This window comes from Microbispora siamensis (genome assembly GCF_016863095.1).
Taxonomy (GTDB): Bacteria; Actinomycetota; Actinomycetes; order Streptosporangiales; family Streptosporangiaceae; genus Microbispora; species Microbispora siamensis.
In genome coordinates, this window is record NZ_BOOF01000012.1 from 59,305 (window position 1) to 77,573 (window position 18,269).

An 18,269-nucleotide genomic window follows, 5' to 3' on the forward strand; every position below is an offset into this window, starting at 1 on the left:
AAGAATCTCCACCGCAAATCACCACAAAACCCGACAGACCGGGCGGGCGCTTTTACGTGGGCAATCGGGCGGAAAAAGCGAAGTCCCCTGTCGGGTGACGTCCGGAAAAATCGGCAAAACCGTGGTCGAGAAGCACGCAGAGAGTGAGCCGCCCTTTTCCCCCCTTTTTATGCTTCCGGTCGCAGGTAAAAGCTTGCCGGGACCGGGAGCCGATGGGGCCGCGCGCCACCGGGTACACCAACGCCGTGGGCGCCGAGCGGTCCGACACGCAGCCCTGCGGCGCGGCAGCGGCCGACCACGCCGGCGAGCGCGCCCAGCGCCGAGCGCCAGGAACCCGGGGCGGAGGTGTGGTCGCAGTCGTGCAGCAGCAGCGTCGCCCCGCCGCGCAGGCCGGGCTCCAGGGTGCTCAGCACCGAGCCGGGCGTGGCCCGCTCCGTCCAGTCCTCGCCCCAGGCCGTCCAGAGCACCGGCCGCAGGCCGTGCCACCGGGCCGCGAGCAGCGCCTCGGCGCTCAGCACGCCGTACGGCGGGCGATACCAGGAGGGGCGTGCGCCGGTGACGGCGGCGACGAGGCGCGCGGCCCTGCCCATCTCCGCCGCGACCCTGCCCGGCCGGGTGACCAGGGCGTTGTCGTGCCGCCAGCCGTGCACGGCCACCTCGTGACCGGCCCGCGCGATGCTCCGCCCGACCTCGGGATGGCGGTCGAGCATCTCGCCGAGAAGGAAGAAGGTCGCCAGGCACCCGAGCCGGTCCAATTCGTCGAGGAACAGCGGGGTCGACCGCGGGTCGGGCCCGTCGTCGAAGGTCAGCGCCACGTGCCCGGGATCGCCCTCGCCCGCGAGGGACGGCAGCAGGCGGCGGACCGGAGGCAGCCAGGCGGCCCCCGGCCCGGCATGCAGCAGGGCGGCCAGCAGGGCCGGCCCGGCGACGACGAGCGCGTGAGGTCTCATCGCCTTCCAGTGTCCGCCACGCCGCCCCCCATCCGGGAAGGAGGGTCATGAGGGACAGGGCATTGATCGTCAGCGCCTCGATGGGCGCGGGCCACGACGCCGTGGCCGCCGAACTGGCCCGCCGCCTGGCCGCCGCCGGCGCGCGCGTGGAGGTGGTGGACGTGCTCGCCCTGCTGCCGCTGCGGCTGGGCGTGCTCCTGCGGTGGTGGTACCGCGGGGTGATGCTGCGGGCGCCGTGGCTGTACGCGCTGGTCTACCGCGTCTTCTTCGTCTCCCGCCGGGCCCCCTCCACCTCGCCGCTGACGGTCGTGGCCGCGGCCGGGCTGGCCCGGGTGGTGCGCCGCGTACGGCCCTCCCTGGTGGTGCCGGTCTTCCACGTGGCCGCGCAGGCCGCCGGGCACCTGCGGGCCCGGGGGCGGCTGGCCGTGCCGAGCGTGGTCGTGCTGACCGACTTCGCCGTCCATCGCCTCTGGCTGCACCCCGGCAACGACCGCTACCTGTGCCCCGACACGGCCACGGCCCTCGCCGTGACGGCCGCCGTCGGCCGCCCGGCCTTCCGCTGCGCCCCGATCGTCCGTCCCGGGTTCGCGGCTGCGGCAACCGGCGCTGGTACGGCGGATGTACGGGCCCGGATCGGCCTGCGGGAGGGCGACCGGATCGTGCTCGTCTGCGCGGGGTCCTGGGGGGTCGGGAGGGTCGCGGCGACCGCCAAGCTCCTGGCCCGTTCGGGCCGGTACGCGCCCGTCGTGCTGTGCGGGCGCAACGAGCGGCTGCGCCGCCGCCTGGGGCGCATGCTCGGCCGGGCCGGAGCGGGGGCCGCACTCGGCTGGCGGGACGACCTGGCGGACCTGCTCGCCTCCGCCTACGCGCTGGTCGACAACGCGGGCGGGCTGACCTGCAGGGAGGCGTTCGCGGCGGGAGTGCCGGTCGTCACCCACCGGCCCATCGCGGGCCATGGCAGGGACGGCGTGCTCGCGATGGCGCGCGCCGGGGTGAGCGTGCACGCGCGCCGCCCGGGGGACCTGCTGCGGGCGCTCGACCGGCTCGAACCCGGCCTGCCCGGGCGGGCCGCGCTCACCGCCCGGACGGCCGCCCTGTTCACCTCGGCGCAGGCCGAGTCCCTTCTCCTCCCGGACCTCCTGCTCCCCGGCCATGCCATGCTCCGGCCATGCGAGCCTGCTCCCTGAGCGGCGCGTGCCTCGACAGCAGCACGCTGCCGTACAGGATGAGGGCCATGCCCGTCAGCTCGGGCAGCACCCACGGGCCGGTGCGGATGTCCTCGCCGAACATCGCCACGCCGTACGCCGTGCTCGCCACCGGGTCGGTCACGGTGAGCGCGGGCTGCACGGCGACGAGCGGACCGCTGTGCAGGGCGTTCTGCAGCAGGAACAGGCTGCACAGACCGGCGGCCACCATGGCCCACAGCGACCACGAGCCGGCGAGCGTCCGCGCGCCCCCGGGCAGCTCCTCCACCGTGCGCTTCATGAGGACGGCGGTGTAGGCGAAGCCGAGGCCGGCGGCGACCCCGAGCAGCACCGCGCGGGCGGGCCCGCCGCTGGCGATCGCGGCGGCCACACAGCAGGCGAGGAGCCCGGCGGTCACGCCCGCCGAGACCACCCAGGTCAGCACGCCGGGAAGCCGGTGACCGGGGGTGGGTGAGGCCGCCGCGAGGAATCCGGCCAGGCCTGCCGTCAGCGCGCCGACGGCCAGCCACGTCTGCGGGGTGACGCGAACCCGGAACATCCGGCCGGCCACGAGCATCGTTATCGGCAGCTCCGCGACGAGCAGGGGCTGGACGAGCGCGAGCCCTCCCGACGTCAGGGCGGCCGCCTGCAACAGGAAGCCCGCGATGAGCGCGCCGATCCCGCCCAGCCAGGCGGGCCGCCGTACGAGGTCCCAGATCAGGCCGGCCCGGAACGCCTCGTCGGCCGGGGCGCTGCGGGCGGCCCGGCGCTGCAGTACGGACGCGACGGCGTTGGCCGCCGCGGCGAGCAACGCCAGGACAACAGCGATCATGACCCCAGCGCCCCGTCTCCGGCCTCTCGTTGCGGCCATCCCTTGCAGGCCCTTACCGGTACCCTCCCCGGCCGTGCCCGCCGCATGTCGCCTTGGACGCTCCGAAACGTATTTATCAAGTAATTGGTGAATAAATACACGAATATTAAGCAAAATCGAGAATGTCGAGATTTTTGGGGGTATGGCCGTCGGCACAAACGCACGCAGCAGGAAAGGCGGAACCAGACATGGTTGGACCGACCGGCCTCGAGCGTCATCCCGACGTCAGTGAACTGCGCCAGACGTACGATCGGGCGGGCTCGACGGCCCCCGCCCAGGTATTGGAGGGGCTGGCCTTCCTGGCCGGCCTGTATCTGGCCCTCTCGCCGTGGATCATCGGGTTCTTCGGATTCCGGGGCATGACCGTCAACAACCTGATCACCGGCCTCGTGGTAAGCGCCCTCGCTCTCGGGCTCGCGTCCGCCTTCGGGCGCACCTACGGCACGGGGTGGCTTCTCCCGCTGCTCGGCGTGTGGGCGATCGTCTCGCCGTTTGTGCTGCGCGGGGGAGCTGAGGCCACGGCGACGACCGTTTGGAACAACGTCGCGATCGGCATCGTGATCTTCGCGCTGGGGGCCGCCGCGCTGGCGATGGCGCAGGCGTTCCGCCGGCACGAGCGGGGCGAGCGGAGCGCGCGCAGGCTCGGCAACTGGTGACGAACGGACGCCCGGCCCACCTTCCAGGTGGGCCGGGCGCGGCTTCTAGGGCTCCCAGGCGGACGTCCGCCCGAGGGCGGTCGGCGCCCTTCCGGGATCGTCCGGAATCACGGCCAGGCGCGTGAGGGAGAGGGCCGCGATGTCGTCGTCCGGCTGCCGGCCCTCCGCGAGGTCGGCGAGCACGTCGCCGACGAGCGCGGCGTACTTGAAGCCCTCGCCGCTGTCGCCGCAGGCCAGCACCGCCGCGCGGGCGACCTTGTCGATGACGAAGCGGCCGTCCGGCGAGTCGGTCCAGCTGCACACCTGCTCGTCCACGACCCGCGGCGTGACGCCGGGGAACATGGCCGCTATGCGGCGGGTCAGTTCGGCCGTCCGCGCCGGATCCGGAGTGCGGTCGTCGTCGCCCGGCGCGAGCGGCCGCAGCGGCGCGTCCAGCCCGGCCTTGTAGCCGACGCCCGGGGTGGGCATGGCGTACACGGCCGGGCCGTCGTGGACGGGCCCGTCGATCAGGCCGGGCGCGGGTGTGGTCGACTCGATGCCCGCGTAGTGGACCACCTGCTCGAGGTACGGCCTGAGCGGCACCGTGACGCCCAGAGAGGGGAGCAGCGGGGGAGTGCCGGGGCCCGCGGCGACCACGACCGCGTCACCGGTCAGCGTGGTGCCGTCGGCCAGGCGAACCTCCGGCTGCCGGGCGGCGGCGTCCACCGCGACCACCTCACCCGTAAGCAGGCGCCCGCCGCCGGCCCGGAACCGCTCCGCCTGAGCCGCCAGGTACGTCTCGGCGAGCACCACACCGGCGTCCGCCTGGAACACCGCGCCGCGGCCGTCGCCCGCCAGCCCCGGGAAGAACCGGCCGACGTCGGCGGCCTCCACCGCGGTGAAAGGCACGCCCGCGACGCGCAGCGCGGCCGTGAGAGGCACCAGCGACTCCGTGTCCCGCCATAGCAGCCCCCGGCGCAGGTGCACCGTCGTCGCCGTCAGGCGCTCCAGCCGCCGCATGGCGTCCCGGGCACGCAGCGACAGCCGGATCTTCAGCGGGTCGGGGTCGGCCAGCCGCCACAACCGCGTCGGTCCGCGCGAGGAGGACAGCGCGTTGCCTATCCCGTGGCGCTCGACCAGCGTGACCCGGTGGCCCCGCGCGGACAGCTCGGCCGCGGCGGACAGACCCCAGGCGCCGGCCCCGACCACCGTGCACCGCACGTCCCTCGACCCCCGTTCGTCCGGATGTTCCCCGTCGCTGACGAGCATGTCCGCGGGGGCGGCAGCCCGCCAGCCTCACTCATGGCCACAAAAAGCGGACAATCGTGACACTGTGTCAACGGCCGGGCATGGGCGGGCATGGACGACGTCAGGGATCCCGGCTCACCTGAGGGTGACGCTGAGGCGGGCCGAGGCGTCCCTGAGGTAGTCGACGAACGCGCGCAGCGCGGGATTGGGATTGGTCGGGCGGAGGGCGGCGCCGACCCGCCGGTAGAGCCTGGGCCCCTCCACCTGGCACACCTGGATGCCCGCCGCGCCCTGCACCCCGAGGCTCGGCACGAGGGCCACGCCGAGCCCGGCCCGCACCAGGCCGAGCGTCACCTCGTAGTGGTCGCTGCGGCAGCGGATGGTGGGCGTGATCCCTTCCAGCGCGCTGGCCCGCTCCAGCACCGACACCGGGGTCTCGGTGCCGAACGTGGTGATCCACGGCTCGTCGGCCAGGTCGGTCAGCCGTACGCGGGGCCGGTGTCCCGCGGGGTGGCCGAGCGGCATGACGAGGAGCTGCGGCTCGTCGAACAGGTGGACGACCTCGACGCCCTTCGGGGCCTTCCAGGGATCCAGCGCGTGCTCGAACACGACCAGCACGTCCAGCTCGCCGCGTTCCACGTCGGGCAGCAGCTCGTGCGGCTGCCCGAGCACCAGGTCGAGCTCGACGCCCGGGTGGCGCGCGGTGAAGGACGACAACGCCATCGGCAGCAGGCGGTAGCCCGCCGAGGCGAAGAACCCGATGCGCAGCTGCCCGGCGTCCGCCCGCGCCTGGGCGAGCAGGTCCTTCTCGGCGGATTCGATGAGGTCGAGCACCTCCTGGGCCCGTCCCGCCAGGCGGTGGCCCGCCGCGGTCAGCCGCAGGCTGTGCGCGGCCCGCTCCACCAGCCCGACCCCCGCCTCCTCCTCCAGCCGGGCGAGCTGGTGGGAGACGGCGGAGGGCGACAGCCGCAGGGACTTGGCGGCTCCGGCGATGCTCCCGGTCCTGAAGACCTCCAGGAGCACCTTGAGGCGGTGGCTGCTGAGCATCCCCCCAGTATCGGTGAACCCGGTATCGGACCTGCTCATATGCCGGCCGATGCCGCTCTGCGCGGGCGGTGAGGGATGCGTTACGGCGGATGAACGTGCCCGTGACGACGCGGAAACGACCGCCCCGTACATAACTGTCAACCGACAGAAATCCCCCCAGCGCCCGGAGCTCCGATGGCCGTCACCGTCCCTCCCTCGCCCCCCACCGACGAGAGCGCCCTGCAGACGTTCGGCTACCGCCAGGAGCTGCACCGCAGCATGGGCAGGTACGCCTCCTTCGCCGCCGGCTTCTCCTTCATCTCCGTGCTGACCACGGTCTTCCAGTTCTTCGCCTTCGGGTATGCCTTCGGCGGTCCGGCATTCTTCTGGACCTGGCCCGTCGTGCTGGCCGGGCAGATCCTGGTCGCCCTCTGCTTCGCAGAACTGGCCGCCCGATACCCGATCTCCGGCGCCATCTATCAGTGGTCCACCCGCCTCAGCACGGCGGCGTTCGGCTGGTTCGCCGGGTGGATCATGATTCTCGGGCAGATCGTCGTGATCGCCGCCGCGGCGCTCGCCCTGCAGGTGGTGCTGCCCGCGATCTGGCCGGGCTTCCAGCTCGTCGGCGGCGACCCCGCGCCCACCACCGCCACGGGAGCGGCCAACGCCGCGGTCCTCGGCCTTGTCCTGCTCGCGCTCACCACGACCGTGAACATCGTCGACAACCGCGTCCTGGCACGGATCAACAGCATCGGCGTCACCGCCGAGATCGTCGGCGCGGTGCTCATCGTCGTGCTGCTGCTCACCCATGCCGAGCACGGTCCCGGCGTCACCTTCAGCACCGGCGGGCAGGGCGGAGCCATCGGCGCGCTGCTGGTCGGCTCGTTCACCGCCGCCTACGTCCTCATCGGGTTCGACAGCGCGGGCGAGCTGAGCGAGGAGACCCGCAGCCCTCGGCGAGTCGCCCCGCGCACCATCCTGACCGCGCTCACGGCGGCCGGGGTGCTCGGGGGGCTCATCCTGTTCGCCGGTCTGCTCGCCGCTCCCAGCCTGACCGACGGGAGGCTGGCCGCCGAGGGCCTGTCCTACGTGCTGACCAGCAGCCTGGGCGACTGGGTGGGAAAGCTGCTGCTGGCCGACGTGGTGCTGGCGATCACCGTGGCGACCATGGCGATCCAGACCGCCGCCACCAGGATGCTGTTCTCCATGGCGCGTGACGGGATGATGCCCTTGTCGGGCCCGCTGTCCAGGGTCTCGCCCCGCACCGGGATGCCGACCGGGCCCGCGCTGGTCACCGGAGTGGCCGCGGCGGGCATCCTGCTGCTTGACTTCGCCTCTCCCGAGGCGTTCCTGGCCATCGGCACCACCTGCATCGTGCTGCTCTACCTGGCGTACGCGATGGTGACGGGCCCGCTGCTGCTCCAGCGCCTGCGCGGCGGCTGGCGGGGCGGAGCGCCGGCCGGGTTCGCCGAGGACGGCGGCCGGCTGTTCAGCATGGGCCGCTGGGGCCTGCCGGTCAACGCAATGGCCTTCTGCTACGGCCTGGCGATGATGATCAACCTGGCCTGGCCGAGGGCCGAGGTGTACGCCCCGATCACCGGCCACTGGTTCTTCCAGTGGTTCACCCTGCTCTTCCTGGCGGCGGTCGTGGCTCTGGGCGCGCTCTACCGGCGGCTACGCCGGCCCGCGGCCCGTCGTGCGCGGGCCGGGCAGATCCCGGTCGGCAATCCCGGCCAGGCGTAGCGCCGCGTCGGCGGTGGCGGCCGCCAGCGTCTCCAGGACGTCGGCGGCCATCTCGCCCGGGGCGTCCCTGCGGATCAGGATGACGCCCTCGATCAGCGCGAACAGCAGATCGGTGCGCAGCGCCCGGTCGGCGGGCGTCAGCGCCGCACCGGCGGAGGTGGCCGCAAGCAGCCGCGCGTAGGCGTCCTTGAGCTCGCCGCGCATGCGCCGGAAGGCGGCGAACCGCTCGGTGCGCACCTCGGGCAGGAGGTAGAGCGCGCCCAGGTTGTGCGGGCCCGAGCACAGCAGCCTGGCGTCGCAGTGGCACAGCTCCCACAGCCGCTCTTCCGGCGTGCCGCCGGTCAGGGCGCCGGCGGTCTCCAGCGAGGGCCGCACCGTGCTTTCCAGCAGTTCGGCGAGGATGTCCTCCTTGCCGCCGAAGTAGTGGTAGATCGACGCCTGCCTGATCCCGGCCCGTTCGGCCATCGCCCTCGTCGTGGTGGCGGCGTAGCCGTGCGTCGTGAACAACTCGGCCGCCGCCGTCAGGATCTCCTCCCGCGGGCTCAGCCCGCTTCGCGGCCGCGCGACGGCGCGCGGCCTGCCGACCCTTCGCACGCTGGAACCTGCCACGTCGGATCTGGGCACGTTGGAACGGGCACTCACCGCACGATCGTCGCACACCTCCGACCGGTCGCCGCGGCTGTGCGCTTCCGGTAACAGGCGGGAAACCCGGGGGCGCGTGAGAGGAAACACACGCCGCCTAATTTCTGTCGTGCGACAGAAATTCACCCCCCCTCCCCGAGGAGAACGCGTCATGGCGACCAGCACGACGTACGGCGCGCGCGAGCACGCCCGAGCCCAGGAGGGCACCAGAAGCGACACCATGCCGGTGCTCCCGGCCTCGGACTGGCCCACCCCGCCCGGCGGCGTCGACCCCGACGACCTCGTGTGGGCGGAAACCGTCGCCGGGGGCGGCTACACCCACAAGGTGCTGGCCCGGGGGACCGAGCTGCGCCTGACCGACCTGGCCGGCGACGCCTGCGCGCACCTGCTGCTCTACGTGGAGGGCCGCCCCTGGGAACGGCTCAACGTGGCCGACACCGTGAAGGTGCTGTGGAACGCCTACCTCGGCGAAGGCCACCTGCTGCTGTCGGACCAGGGCCGCGTGCTGGCCTCCGTGATCGCCGACACCTCCGGCCGCCACGACACCATGTGCGGGACCTCCACCCTTCGGCGCAACACCGAGCGCTACGGCGACGGCTCTCCGCACGGCCCCGCCCCCGCCGGGCGCGAGCTGTTCAAGCTGGCCGCCGCCAAGCACGGGCTCCAGCCCCGGGACCTGCCCCCGTCGATCTCCTTCTTCCAGGGGGTCAGGGTCGGCCCCGACGGCGGCCTGACCTTCACCGGCTCCGCCGGGCCCGGCGCGTCCGTCACCCTGCGCGCCGAGATGCCGCTGACCGTGCTCGTCGCCAACACCGCCCACCCCGTCGACCCCCGCCCCGCCTATACCTGCACCCCGCTGGAGGTCCTGGCCTGGCGCGCCCGGCCCACCGGGCCCGGCGACCCCCTCTGGCAGGCCGGCCCAGAAGGCCGCCGCGCCTTCCTCAACACCGCCGAGGTGACCCGATGACCGTGGTGGACGTGACCGTGCCGGCTCGCGCCCCCTGGTCGGCGATCATCCGCGCCGGGCAGGAGCTGACCATCACCGACCTCGGCGGCAACCAGGCCGTCGACTGCCTGCTGTACGACGCGCACGACACGGCCGTCCGCTACAGCGCCGCCGACACGATCCACGCGCAGGGCTCCATCTTCCTCACCACCGGCAGCGTGCTGCTGTCCAACGAGCACACCCCGCTGATGACCGTCGTCGCCGACACCTGCGGCCGCCACGACACCGTCGGCGGCGCCTGCTCCAAGGAGTCCAACACGCTGCGGTACGGCCACCACACCTACTCCCAGCACGCCTGCGTGGAGAACTTCCTCATCGAGGGCGGCCGCCACGGGCTCGGCAAACGCGACCTGGTCAGCAACATCAACTGGTTCATGAACGTCCCGGTCGAGCCCGACGGCACGCTCGGCATCGTGGACGGCATCTCCGCCCCCGGCCTCGCCGTCACCCTGCGCGCCGAGACCGACGTGCTGGTCCTGGTCTCCAACTGCCCGCAGATCAACAACCCGTGCAACGGCTTCGACCCCACGCCCATACGGATGACGGTCCGATGAACACCCTTCTCATCGCCAACCGGGGCGAGATCGCCGTGCGCGTCATCGCCACCGCCCGCCGCCTGGGCCTGCGCACGGTCGCCGTCTACTCCGACGCCGACCGGGGCGCCGCCCACGTCCGCCTGGCCGACCACGCCGTGCGGCTCGGCCCCGCCCCCGCCCGGGAGAGCTACCTGGACGCCGACCGGGTGCTCCAGGCCGCCCTGGACAGCGGCGCGGACGCCGTCCACCCCGGCTACGGCTTCCTGTCAGAAGACGCCGCCTTCGCGCGCCGGGTCGAGGCCGCCGGCCTGGCCTTCGTCGGTCCCACCCCCGGGCAGCTCGACCTCTTCGGCGCCAAGCACACCGCCCGCGCCGCCGCCGAGCGGGCCGGCGTACCCCTGCTCCCCGGCACGGGCCTGCTCCCCGACCTGGACGCGGCCCTGATCGCCGCGCGGGACATCGGCTACCCGGTCATGCTCAAGGCCACCGGCGGAGGCGGCGGCATCGGCATGCGCGCCTGCCGCGACGACGACGACCTGGCCCGGGCGTGGCAGAGCGTCCAGCGCACCGCCGCCGCCGGCTTCGCCACGGCCGGGCTGTTCCTGGAACGCCTGGTCGAGGGCGGCCGGCACGTCGAGGTCCAGGTCTTCGGCGACGGCACCGGCAACGTCGTCACGTTCGGCGACCGCGACTGCTCCCTGCAGCGGCGTCACCAGAAGGTGCTGGAGGAGGCCCCCGCCCCCGGCCTGCCGCCGCTGGTGCGCGCCAGGCTCGCCGACAGCGCCGCCGGCCTGTGCGCCTCGGTGCGCTACCGGTCGGCGGGAACCGTCGAGTTCATCTACGACCCGGCGCGTGCCGAGCCGTACTTCCTGGAGGTGAACACCCGCCTGCAGGTGGAGCACCCGGTCACCGAGGCGATCTACGGGGTCGACCTGGTCGAATGGATGCTGCGCCTGGCCCAGGGCGACGTCAGCCAGGTGCGCGCCGCCCTGGAGAACCCACCCGCGGCCACCGGCCACGCCGTCGAGGCCCGGGTCTACGCCGAGGACCCGAGCCGCGACCACCGGCCCAGCGCGGGCCTGCTCACCCGCGTCGCGTTCCCCGAGGGCGTGCGAGTCGACGGCTGGGTGGAGACGGGCACCCAGGTGAGCAGCGCCTACGACCCGCTGCTCGCCAAGGTCGTCGCGCACGGCGCCGACCGCGAACAGGCCCTCGACCGGCTGGCCGCGGCGCTGGCCGAGACCAGGATCGACGGCGTCGAGACCAACCTCGGGCTGCTGCGCGCCGCCGTGGACGACCCCTCCGTACGGGCGGCCACGCACGGCACGGCCACCCTGGCCGGGCTCACCGACGGCTCCCGCCGCATCGAGGTGGTGCGTGCCGGCACCCTCACCACCGTCCAGGACTGGCCGGGACGGACCGGCTACTGGCAGGTGGGCGTGCCGCCGTCGGGACCGATGGACGACCGCTCCTTCCGGTACGGCAACGCCGCCCTGGGCAACGACCCCGGCGCGCCCGGCCTGGAGTGCACGTTGCGCGGCCCGGCGCTGCGCTTCAGCCACGCCACCACCGTCTGCGTCACCGGCGCGCCCGCCCCCGTCACCGTGGACGGCGCGCCCGTCCCCCAGTGGGAGCCGGTCACCGTGCCCGCCGGCGGCGTGCTGGACATCGGCGCCGCCGAAGGGCCCGGACTGCGCGTCTACCTGCTGATCGCGGGCGGGTTCGACGTTCCCGCCTACCTGGGCAGCGCCGCGACGTTCACCCTCGGCGGGTTCGGCGGACACGGCGGCCGGGCCCTGCGCGCCGGGGACGTCCTGCACGGCGGACGCCTCGCGGAGGGCAGCGCCGATCCCGGTGAGCGGCCCGAGTTCGGGCACGCCTGGCGGATCGGCGTGGTCGAGGGCCCGCACGCCGACTCCGAGTTCTTCACCGACGACGACATCCACGACTTCTACGCCGCCCGGTGGAAGGTCCACCACAACTCCGCCCGCACCGGCGTACGCCTGATCGGCCCCAAACCGCGCTGGGCACGCCTCGACGGCGGCGAGGCGGGACTGCACCCCTCCAACATCCACGACACCCCCTACTCGGTGGGCGCCGTGGACTACACCGGCGACATGCCGGTCGTGCTCGGCCCCGACGGCCCCTCGCTCGGCGGGTTCGTCTGCCCGGCCACCGTCGTCACCTCCGAACGCTGGAAACTCGGTCAGCTCCGGCCCGGAGACACCGTCACCTTCGTCCCCGTGCCCCCTGCGATCGGCGTCCCCGGCGACGGCGGCGTGCTCCACCGCCTCCCCGAGACCGGCGAGCGGCCCAGCGTCACCTACCGGCGCAGCGGGAACGACAACATCCTCGTCGAGTACGGGCCGATGGAACTCGACCTGGGCCTGCGCATGCGCGTGCACGCGCTGGCGGAGGCACTGGCCGCCCGGGACCTGCCCGGCGTGATCGACCTCACCCCCGGCATCCGCTCGCTCCAGATCCATCTCGACCCGGACGCGCTCTCGCAGCGCGACCTGCTGGCCGAACTGCTCCGCATCGAGGCCGGTCTGCCGCCCACCGGAGAGCTTGAGGTGCCCAGCCGCGTCGTCCACCTTCCCCTGTCCTGGGACGACCCCGCCACCCGGGAGGCCATCGCCCGCTACATGGCGGGAGTGCGCGACGACGCGCCCTGGTGCCCGTCGAACATCGAGTTCATCCGCCGGGTCAACGGCCTGGACGACGTGGCCGAGGTCCACCGCATCGTCTTCGACGCCGAATACCTCGTGCTCGGGCTCGGCGACGTGTATCTCGGCGCTCCCGTGGCCACCCCGCTCGACCCCCGGCACCGTCTGGTCACCACCAAGTACAACCCCGCCCGCACCTGGACCGCCGAGAACTCCGTCGGCATCGGCGGCGCCTACCTGTGCGTCTACGGGATGGAGGGACCGGGCGGCTACCAGTTCGTGGGCCGCACCACACAGGTGTGGTCGAGCTGGCAGCAACGCGGCGGGTTCCAGCCCGGCTTCCCCTGGCTGCTGCGTTTCTTCGACCGCATCCGCTGGTATCCGGTCACGGCGGAAGAACTGCTCGAACTACGCGCCGACCTGGCGGCGGGGCGGTTCGAACCCAAGATCGAAGAAGGCGTGTTCCGGCTCGCCGACCACCACCGCTTCCTGGCCGAGCACGCCGGCTCCATCGCGGCCTTCCGCGAACGGCAGGCCGCCGCTTTCGCCGCCGAACGCGCGGCCTGGCAGGCGTCGGGCGAGTTCGATCGGGCGGAGCAGCCCCAAGGGCCGGCCGAAACCGAGCTGGAGCTGCCACCGGGCTGCGAAGTGGTGGAAGCGGAGTTCACCGCGAGTGTGTGGCAGATCGGCGTCACGCCCGGCCGGCGGATCGCCGCCGGGCAGCCGCTGATCGTGCTGGAGGCGATGAAGATGGAGTCCGCCGTCCCGGCCCCCGCCGACGGCGTGGTCGAACGAGTCCTGGTCGGCCCCGGTGACCAGGTGGAGGCGGGCACCCCGCTGGTGGTGCTGAGGAGTGATCGTGGCTGAGACGGCGCTGCAACGAGTCCGCAGGGCCTACGCCCGGATCACCGAGACGGACCGTCCGGAGATCTGGATCGACCTGCGGCCACAGGCCGACGTGGAGGCCGAAGCCGCAGCCGTGGACGCGCGGGTGACGGGCGGCGAACACCTCCCTCTCGCGGGGTCTCTGCTGGCCGTCAAGGGCAACATCGACGTGGCCGGCCTGCCGACCACCGCCGGCTGCCCCTCCTACGCCTACCTTCCGGACGCCGACGCCCCCGCTGTGGCCCGGCTCCGCGCGGCCGGCGCGGTCGTGCTCGGCACCACCAACATGGACCAGTTCGCCACCGGGCTGGTCGGCACCCGCAGCCCCTACGGCGCGGTGCGCGCCGCCACCGACCCGGCCCGGATCTCCGGAGGGTCCAGCTCGGGCTCGGCGGTCGCCGTCGCGCTGGGCCTGGCCGACCTGGCGCTCGGCACCGACACCGCGGGCTCGGGCCGGGTGCCCGCCGCCTTCAACGGCATCGTCGGACTCAAGCCCACCCGCGGCCTGATCCCTGCCGAAGGCGTGGTCCCGGCCTGCCGGAGCCTGGACTGCGTCAGCGTCTTCGCCCGCACGCTCCCCGAGGCCCAGCGGGCCCTGGCCCTCATGACCGGCCCCTCCGCATCGCCCGTATCCCGTCCGGCCCGCCGCCCCGGGCCGTGGCGGGTGGCGGTGCCCGCCACCGCCGATCTCGGGTCGCTGGCGCCGGGCTGGGCCGAGGCGTTCGAGGCGACGGCCGGCGGGCTGGCCTCGGCGGGCGTGGAGATCCGCCCGATCGACCCCGCCCCCTTCCTGGAGGCCGCCGCGTTGCTCTACCAGGGGGCGTTCGTCGCCGAGCGTTACACCGCGGTCGGCGCGTTCGTCGACGCGTCTGCGGAAAGGGGCGGCCCGGACCTGGATCCCGTCGTCGCCTCCGTCATCACCGCGGCCCGTGACCTGCCCGCGCACCGTCTGTTCGCCGATCGGGAACGGCTCGCGGCGCTCCGCGAGCGGGCCCTGTCCCTGCTCGGCGACCGCGACGCCCTGCTCCTGCCGGTCGCTCCCCGTCATCCCACCCTGGCGCAGGTCGCGGCCGACCCCGTCGGCGTCAACAGCGAGCTCGGCCGCTTCACCAACTTCGTCAACCTCTTCGACATGTGCGCTCTCGCCGTACCCGCCGGATGGGTGGACGGACTGCCGTACGGGGTCATGCTGGTCGGCCGGGCCCACGCCGACGACGACCTGGCCGCCATCGCCCGGCTGCTCCGGCCGTCCGTCCGCCTGGCCGTGGCCGGCGCGCACCTGTCAGGACAGCCGCTCAACCACGAGCTCACCGCGTGCGGCGCCCGCCTGCTCGCCACCACCACGACCGCGGCGCGCTACCGGCTGCACGCCCTGACCACCGACCCGCCCAAACCCGGGCTCGTCCGGGTCCCGGAGAACGGCGCGGCCATCGAGTGCGAGGTGTGGGAACTTCCCGCCGAAGGGCTGGGCCGCCTGCTCGCGGCCCTTCCCCGCCCGATGACGCTGGGCCAGGTCGAACTCGCCGACGGCACGAACGTGCCCGGCTTCCTCTGCGCGCCGGAAGGGTTGCGGGACGCGGCCGACATCACCGCCCACGGGGGGTGGCGCGCCTACCTCCGATCCCCGGCGGTCCACGCCTGACCCGCTCCCGGACAGACGACGGCGGCGACGGCGAGACCCGCCTGCCGGATCGCCTCGACCAGGGCGTGCTCGCGGCCCGCCGGCCCGTGCGCGAGCACGGCGTAGCCCTCCCACCTCGCCCCGGCCATGACGCCCACGTCGGCCCGCGTCCCGGCGTCCGTGCCGGTCTTGTTCGCCACCCAGACCCCGGCGGCGTACGGCAGGGCCGCCGGCGGGTCGCGGTCCTCGGGCTCGTGCGGGAGCAGCGCGGGCACCAGCGCGCGGTCGGTGTTGTGCGCCATCCAGCCGAGCAGCAGCCGCTGCCACGGCTCGCGCCCGTACGCCAGCGACCGCATGAGCCCGGCCAGCTCACGCGCCGTCCCGGTGGCGAAGGACGGCGGATGCCCGGGAAGCCGGGGCTCGCGGATCCTGTCGTGGATCCGGGTCCTGGCCAGTCCGAGCGCGGCGGCGGCCGCGTCCACCCGGCCGAGCCCGAGCCGCCGCAGCAGCGCGTTCGTCGCGGTGTTGTCGCTGACGGCGGCGGTGAGCAGCGCGAGATCGCCGGCCGTCCAGTCGCGGGCCGACAGGCCGGTCAGCAGGCCCGACCCGCCCGCGTAGTCCTCGTCGAGCAGCGTCACGCGCTCGCCCGGATCCACGACCCCCGCCGCCACGTCCTGCGCGAGCGCCGCGAGCAGCAGCACCTTGCCGGTGCTCGCCAGCGGCAGCACCACGTCCTCGTTCAGGCCGAGCGCCCCGGGCACGCAGACGGCCAGCGTGCCCGGACAGGAGGCCGCGACCTCCTCCAGCCGCAGCGTCTCCGGCCCGCCGGGATTATTCACGTCCGTTCCTTTCCGCTCTCGCCGGACTTGCACGGGGTCCTCGCACGGGTCACAGCGCGAGCACCGTGCCCGGCCGGGCGCCGGTCTCCTCGCCGTCGCGCACCACGACCCGGCCGGCGGCGACGACCGCGTCGATCCCGGCGGGCGGCAGCAGCGGCTCGGTGAACGTCGCCCGGTCGGCCACCGTCGCGGGGTCGAAGACCACCAGGTCGGCGTGCGCGCCGTCGCGGATCACGCCGCGCCCGGTCAGCCCGAAGCGCGCCGCGGCCATCCCGGTCATCTTGTGCACCGCCTCCTCCAGCCGCAGCAGCCCCAGCTCCCGGACGTACCGGCCGAGCACCCGCGGGAACGTCCCGGCCCAGCGCGGGTGCGGACGCCCGCCCGGCTTCGGCACGCCGTCCGAACCGATCATCGCGTACGGCGCGGCGAGCACCCGCCGCACGTCCTCCTCGACCATCGAGTGACTGATGATCGTCACCTCGCCGGCCTCGGCCACCAGCAGATCGGCGGCCACGTCGAGGGGGTCGGCGTCCGCCGAGGCCGCGAGGTCGGCGATGGTCCAGCCCTCCGCCTGCGGGTGGCGGGGCGCGCACGCCACGGAGATGCGGTCCCAGCCGCCGTTGCCGACCGTGTTCTCCCAGCCGGGCACGCCCTCCGCGATGGCGCGGCGCATCCGGTCGCGCTGGGCGGGATCGCCGAGCCGGGCCGTCAGCGCCCCCAGGCCGCCGTCGTTCGCCCAGGGGGGCAGCATGGCGGCCAGCGCCGTGCTGCCCGCCGTGTAGGGGTAGACGTCGCAGGTGACGTCCATGCCCTCGGCGCGCAGCGCGGCGATGCGCGGCAGCGTGCGCTCGGTGCGGCCCCAGGCGTACCGGCCCGCGGTCTTGTGGTGCGAGACGTGCAGCGCCGCGCCGCTGCGCCGGGAGATCTCGACCGCCTCCTCCAGCGCCTCCTCGACGCGTGACATCTCGTCACGCAGGTGGGTGACGTACGGCTTGCCGTGCCGGGCGGCCACCGCCGCCAGCGCCACCACCTCGTCGGTGCCGGCGTACGAGCCGGGGGTGTAGATCAGCCCGGTGGACAGCCCGGCCGCGCCCTGCGCCAGGGAGGCGTCGAGCAGCGCGCACATCGTGCGCAGCTCGCCGGGCCGGGCGGGCCGGTCCACGGGGCCGAGCACGCCCGCCCGGAGCGTGCCGTGGCCGACGAGCGAGGCCAGGTGGTTGGCCCGGGGCACCCGCGCGTGCGCGGCGGCGAAGCCCGCGAAGTCGGCGTACGCGCCGACGTCGCCGCCGAAGGTGATCCGCGTCTCGGCCCGCATGGCGGACAGCCGCTCCGGCAGGGCCGGGAAGAGGCTGGACCCGCAGTTGCCGCAGATCTCGGTGGTCACGCCCTGCAGCACCGACGCCCGCACCAGCGTGGAGCCGCCGCCGGACGGGCCGAGCAGCGTGACGCCGTCGGAGTGCGTGTGGACGTCGATGAAACCGGGGGAGACCACGCGTCCGCGCGCGTCGATCACCTCGGCCGCGCTCGTACGGGGGGCCTCGCCCGGGGCCAGCACGGTCAGCCGCCCGGCGGCGATCCCGACGTCGGCGGGCCTGCCGGGGCGGCCGGTGCCGTCGACCAGCAGGCCGCCCCGGATCAGCAGCTCGAAGCCGCTCACTGGACCTGCCCGAGGAAGGTGCGCAGCCGCTCGTGCCGCGGCGCCGCGAGCACCTCGCGCGGGTCGCCGCGCTCGACGATGACGCCGTCGTCCATGAACACGAGCTGGTCGCCGACCTCGCGGGCGAAGTTCATCTCGTGGGTGACGACCATCATGGTCATGCCGGTCGCCGCGAGGTCCCGCATGACGGCCAGCACCTCCTGCACGAGCTCGGGGTCGAGCGCGCTGGTCGGCTCGTCGAAGAGCATCAGGCTGGGCCGCATGGCGAGGCTGCGGGCGATGGCCACCCGCTGCTGCTGGCCGCCGGACAACTGGGCCGGGTAGTGGTGGGCCCGGTCGGCCAGGCCGACCCGGTCGAGCAGTTCCTCCGCCTGCCGCCTGGCCTGCGCGGCGGGCGTGCCCAGCACGGTGACCGGCCCCTCCATCACGTTCTCGATCGCGGTGCGGTGCGGGAACAGGTGGAAGCGCTGGAACACCATGCCGATGCCGCGCCGCTGCCGGGACAGCTCGTGGGGGCGCAGGGAGTGCAGCCGGCCGCCGCGCTCGGCGTAGCCCATCAGCTCGCCGTTCACCCAGATCCGGCCGGAGTCGATGGTCTCCAGCCGGTTGACGCAGCGCAGCAGGGTCGACTTGCCCGACCCCGACGGGCCCACCACGCACACCACCTCGCCGGCGGGGACGTCGAGGTCGATGCCCTTGAGCACCTCGAGCGACCCGAAGCGCTTGCGGACGGCGCGGATGCGCACCATCGGCTGATCGG

Annotated in this window: 15 protein-coding genes; 7 read left to right on the forward strand and 8 right to left on the reverse strand. The window is 74.1% G+C overall.

The window, feature by feature from the left end; genetic code table 11:
- Positions 1–167: 167 nt before the first annotated feature.
- Entirely contained in the window at positions 168–950 is a 783-nt protein-coding gene (locus tag Msi02_RS12700) for a polysaccharide deacetylase family protein (protein ID WP_204048533.1), read from the reverse strand.
- 47 nt (positions 951–997) lie between these two features.
- Here Msi02_RS12700 and Msi02_RS12705 point away from each other — a divergent pair, with 47 nt between their 5' ends.
- Complete coding sequence (locus Msi02_RS12705; RefSeq protein WP_204048534.1) at positions 998–2,137, forward strand: MGDG synthase family glycosyltransferase; 1,140 nt, start codon at positions 998–1,000, stop codon at positions 2,135–2,137.
- On the opposite strand, the gene Msi02_RS12710 is transcribed toward Msi02_RS12705, so the two are convergent.
- Positions 2,049–2,966 carry a DMT family transporter gene (locus tag Msi02_RS12710; RefSeq protein ID WP_204048535.1) on the reverse strand — a complete coding sequence of 306 codons (918 nt, stop codon included), beginning with the start codon at positions 2,964–2,966 and terminating at the stop codon, positions 2,049–2,051. The genes Msi02_RS12705 and Msi02_RS12710 overlap by 89 nt on opposite strands.
- A 227-nt stretch (positions 2,967–3,193) precedes the next feature.
- Here Msi02_RS12710 and Msi02_RS12715 point away from each other — a divergent pair, with 227 nt between their 5' ends.
- A complete protein-coding gene (locus Msi02_RS12715) occupies positions 3,194–3,661 on the forward strand; it encodes an SPW repeat protein (protein WP_204048536.1) in 468 nt (155 codons plus the stop codon).
- Between the two features lie 45 nt (positions 3,662–3,706).
- On the opposite strand, the gene Msi02_RS12720 is transcribed toward Msi02_RS12715, so the two are convergent.
- Positions 3,707–4,909: an NAD(P)/FAD-dependent oxidoreductase gene (locus Msi02_RS12720; RefSeq protein WP_204048537.1), complete on the reverse strand. Its 1,203-nt coding sequence runs from the start codon at positions 4,907–4,909 to the stop codon at positions 3,707–3,709.
- Between the two features lie 114 nt (positions 4,910–5,023).
- The gene (locus tag Msi02_RS12725; protein WP_204048538.1) at positions 5,024–5,935 is read right to left on the reverse strand and encodes a LysR family transcriptional regulator; all 912 of its coding nucleotides are present in this window, start codon (positions 5,933–5,935) and stop codon (positions 5,024–5,026) included.
- A gap of 174 nt (positions 5,936–6,109) precedes the next feature.
- Between Msi02_RS12725 and Msi02_RS12730 the strand changes: the two genes are divergently transcribed.
- On the forward strand, positions 6,110–7,657 hold the full coding sequence (locus Msi02_RS12730) for an amino acid permease (RefSeq protein WP_204048539.1): 1,548 nt from the start codon (positions 6,110–6,112) through the stop codon (positions 7,655–7,657).
- Here the strand turns inward: Msi02_RS12730 and Msi02_RS12735 are convergent.
- Positions 7,589–8,251 carry a TetR/AcrR family transcriptional regulator gene (locus tag Msi02_RS12735; RefSeq protein ID WP_204048540.1) on the reverse strand — a complete coding sequence of 221 codons (663 nt, stop codon included), beginning with the start codon at positions 8,249–8,251 and terminating at the stop codon, positions 7,589–7,591. The genes Msi02_RS12730 and Msi02_RS12735 overlap by 69 nt on opposite strands.
- Positions 8,252–8,450: 199 nt before the next feature.
- Here Msi02_RS12735 and Msi02_RS12740 point away from each other — a divergent pair, with 199 nt between their 5' ends.
- From Msi02_RS12740 to atzF, 4 genes are read left to right on the forward strand one after another with little or no spacing between them, the layout of a single operon-like run.
- On the forward strand, positions 8,451–9,266 hold the full coding sequence (locus Msi02_RS12740; protein ID WP_204048541.1) for an urea amidolyase associated protein UAAP1: 816 nt from the start codon (positions 8,451–8,453) through the stop codon (positions 9,264–9,266).
- A complete protein-coding gene (locus Msi02_RS12745) occupies positions 9,263–9,859 on the forward strand; it encodes an urea amidolyase associated protein UAAP2 (RefSeq protein WP_204048542.1) in 597 nt (198 codons plus the stop codon). The genes Msi02_RS12740 and Msi02_RS12745 overlap by 4 nt, the downstream gene beginning before the upstream one ends.
- Positions 9,856–13,374: a 5-oxoprolinase/urea amidolyase family protein gene (locus Msi02_RS12750; protein WP_204048543.1), complete on the forward strand. Its 3,519-nt coding sequence runs from the start codon at positions 9,856–9,858 to the stop codon at positions 13,372–13,374. The genes Msi02_RS12745 and Msi02_RS12750 overlap by 4 nt, the downstream gene beginning before the upstream one ends.
- Positions 13,367–15,034: an allophanate hydrolase gene (gene atzF / locus Msi02_RS12755; protein ID WP_239108364.1), complete on the forward strand. Its 1,668-nt coding sequence runs from the start codon at positions 13,367–13,369 to the stop codon at positions 15,032–15,034. The genes Msi02_RS12750 and atzF overlap by 8 nt, the downstream gene beginning before the upstream one ends.
- Here atzF and Msi02_RS12760 read toward each other — a convergent pair.
- From Msi02_RS12760 to Msi02_RS12770, 3 genes are read right to left on the reverse strand one after another with little or no spacing between them, the layout of a single operon-like run.
- Positions 15,004–15,852, reverse strand: coding sequence for a serine hydrolase (locus Msi02_RS12760; RefSeq protein WP_204048545.1), 849 nt, complete (start codon positions 15,850–15,852; stop codon positions 15,004–15,006). The two genes, atzF and Msi02_RS12760, sit on opposite strands and share 31 nt — an antisense overlap.
- A 49-nt stretch (positions 15,853–15,901) precedes the next feature.
- Positions 15,902–17,509 carry an N-acyl-D-amino-acid deacylase family protein gene (locus tag Msi02_RS12765; RefSeq protein ID WP_204048546.1) on the reverse strand — a complete coding sequence of 536 codons (1,608 nt, stop codon included), beginning with the start codon at positions 17,507–17,509 and terminating at the stop codon, positions 15,902–15,904.
- Positions 17,506–18,258, reverse strand: a complete 753-nt coding sequence (locus Msi02_RS12770; protein WP_204048704.1) for an amino acid ABC transporter ATP-binding protein — start codon at positions 18,256–18,258, stop codon at positions 17,506–17,508. Before Msi02_RS12770 ends, Msi02_RS12765 begins: the two co-directional genes overlap by 4 nt.
- Positions 18,259–18,269 lie beyond the last annotated feature (11 nt).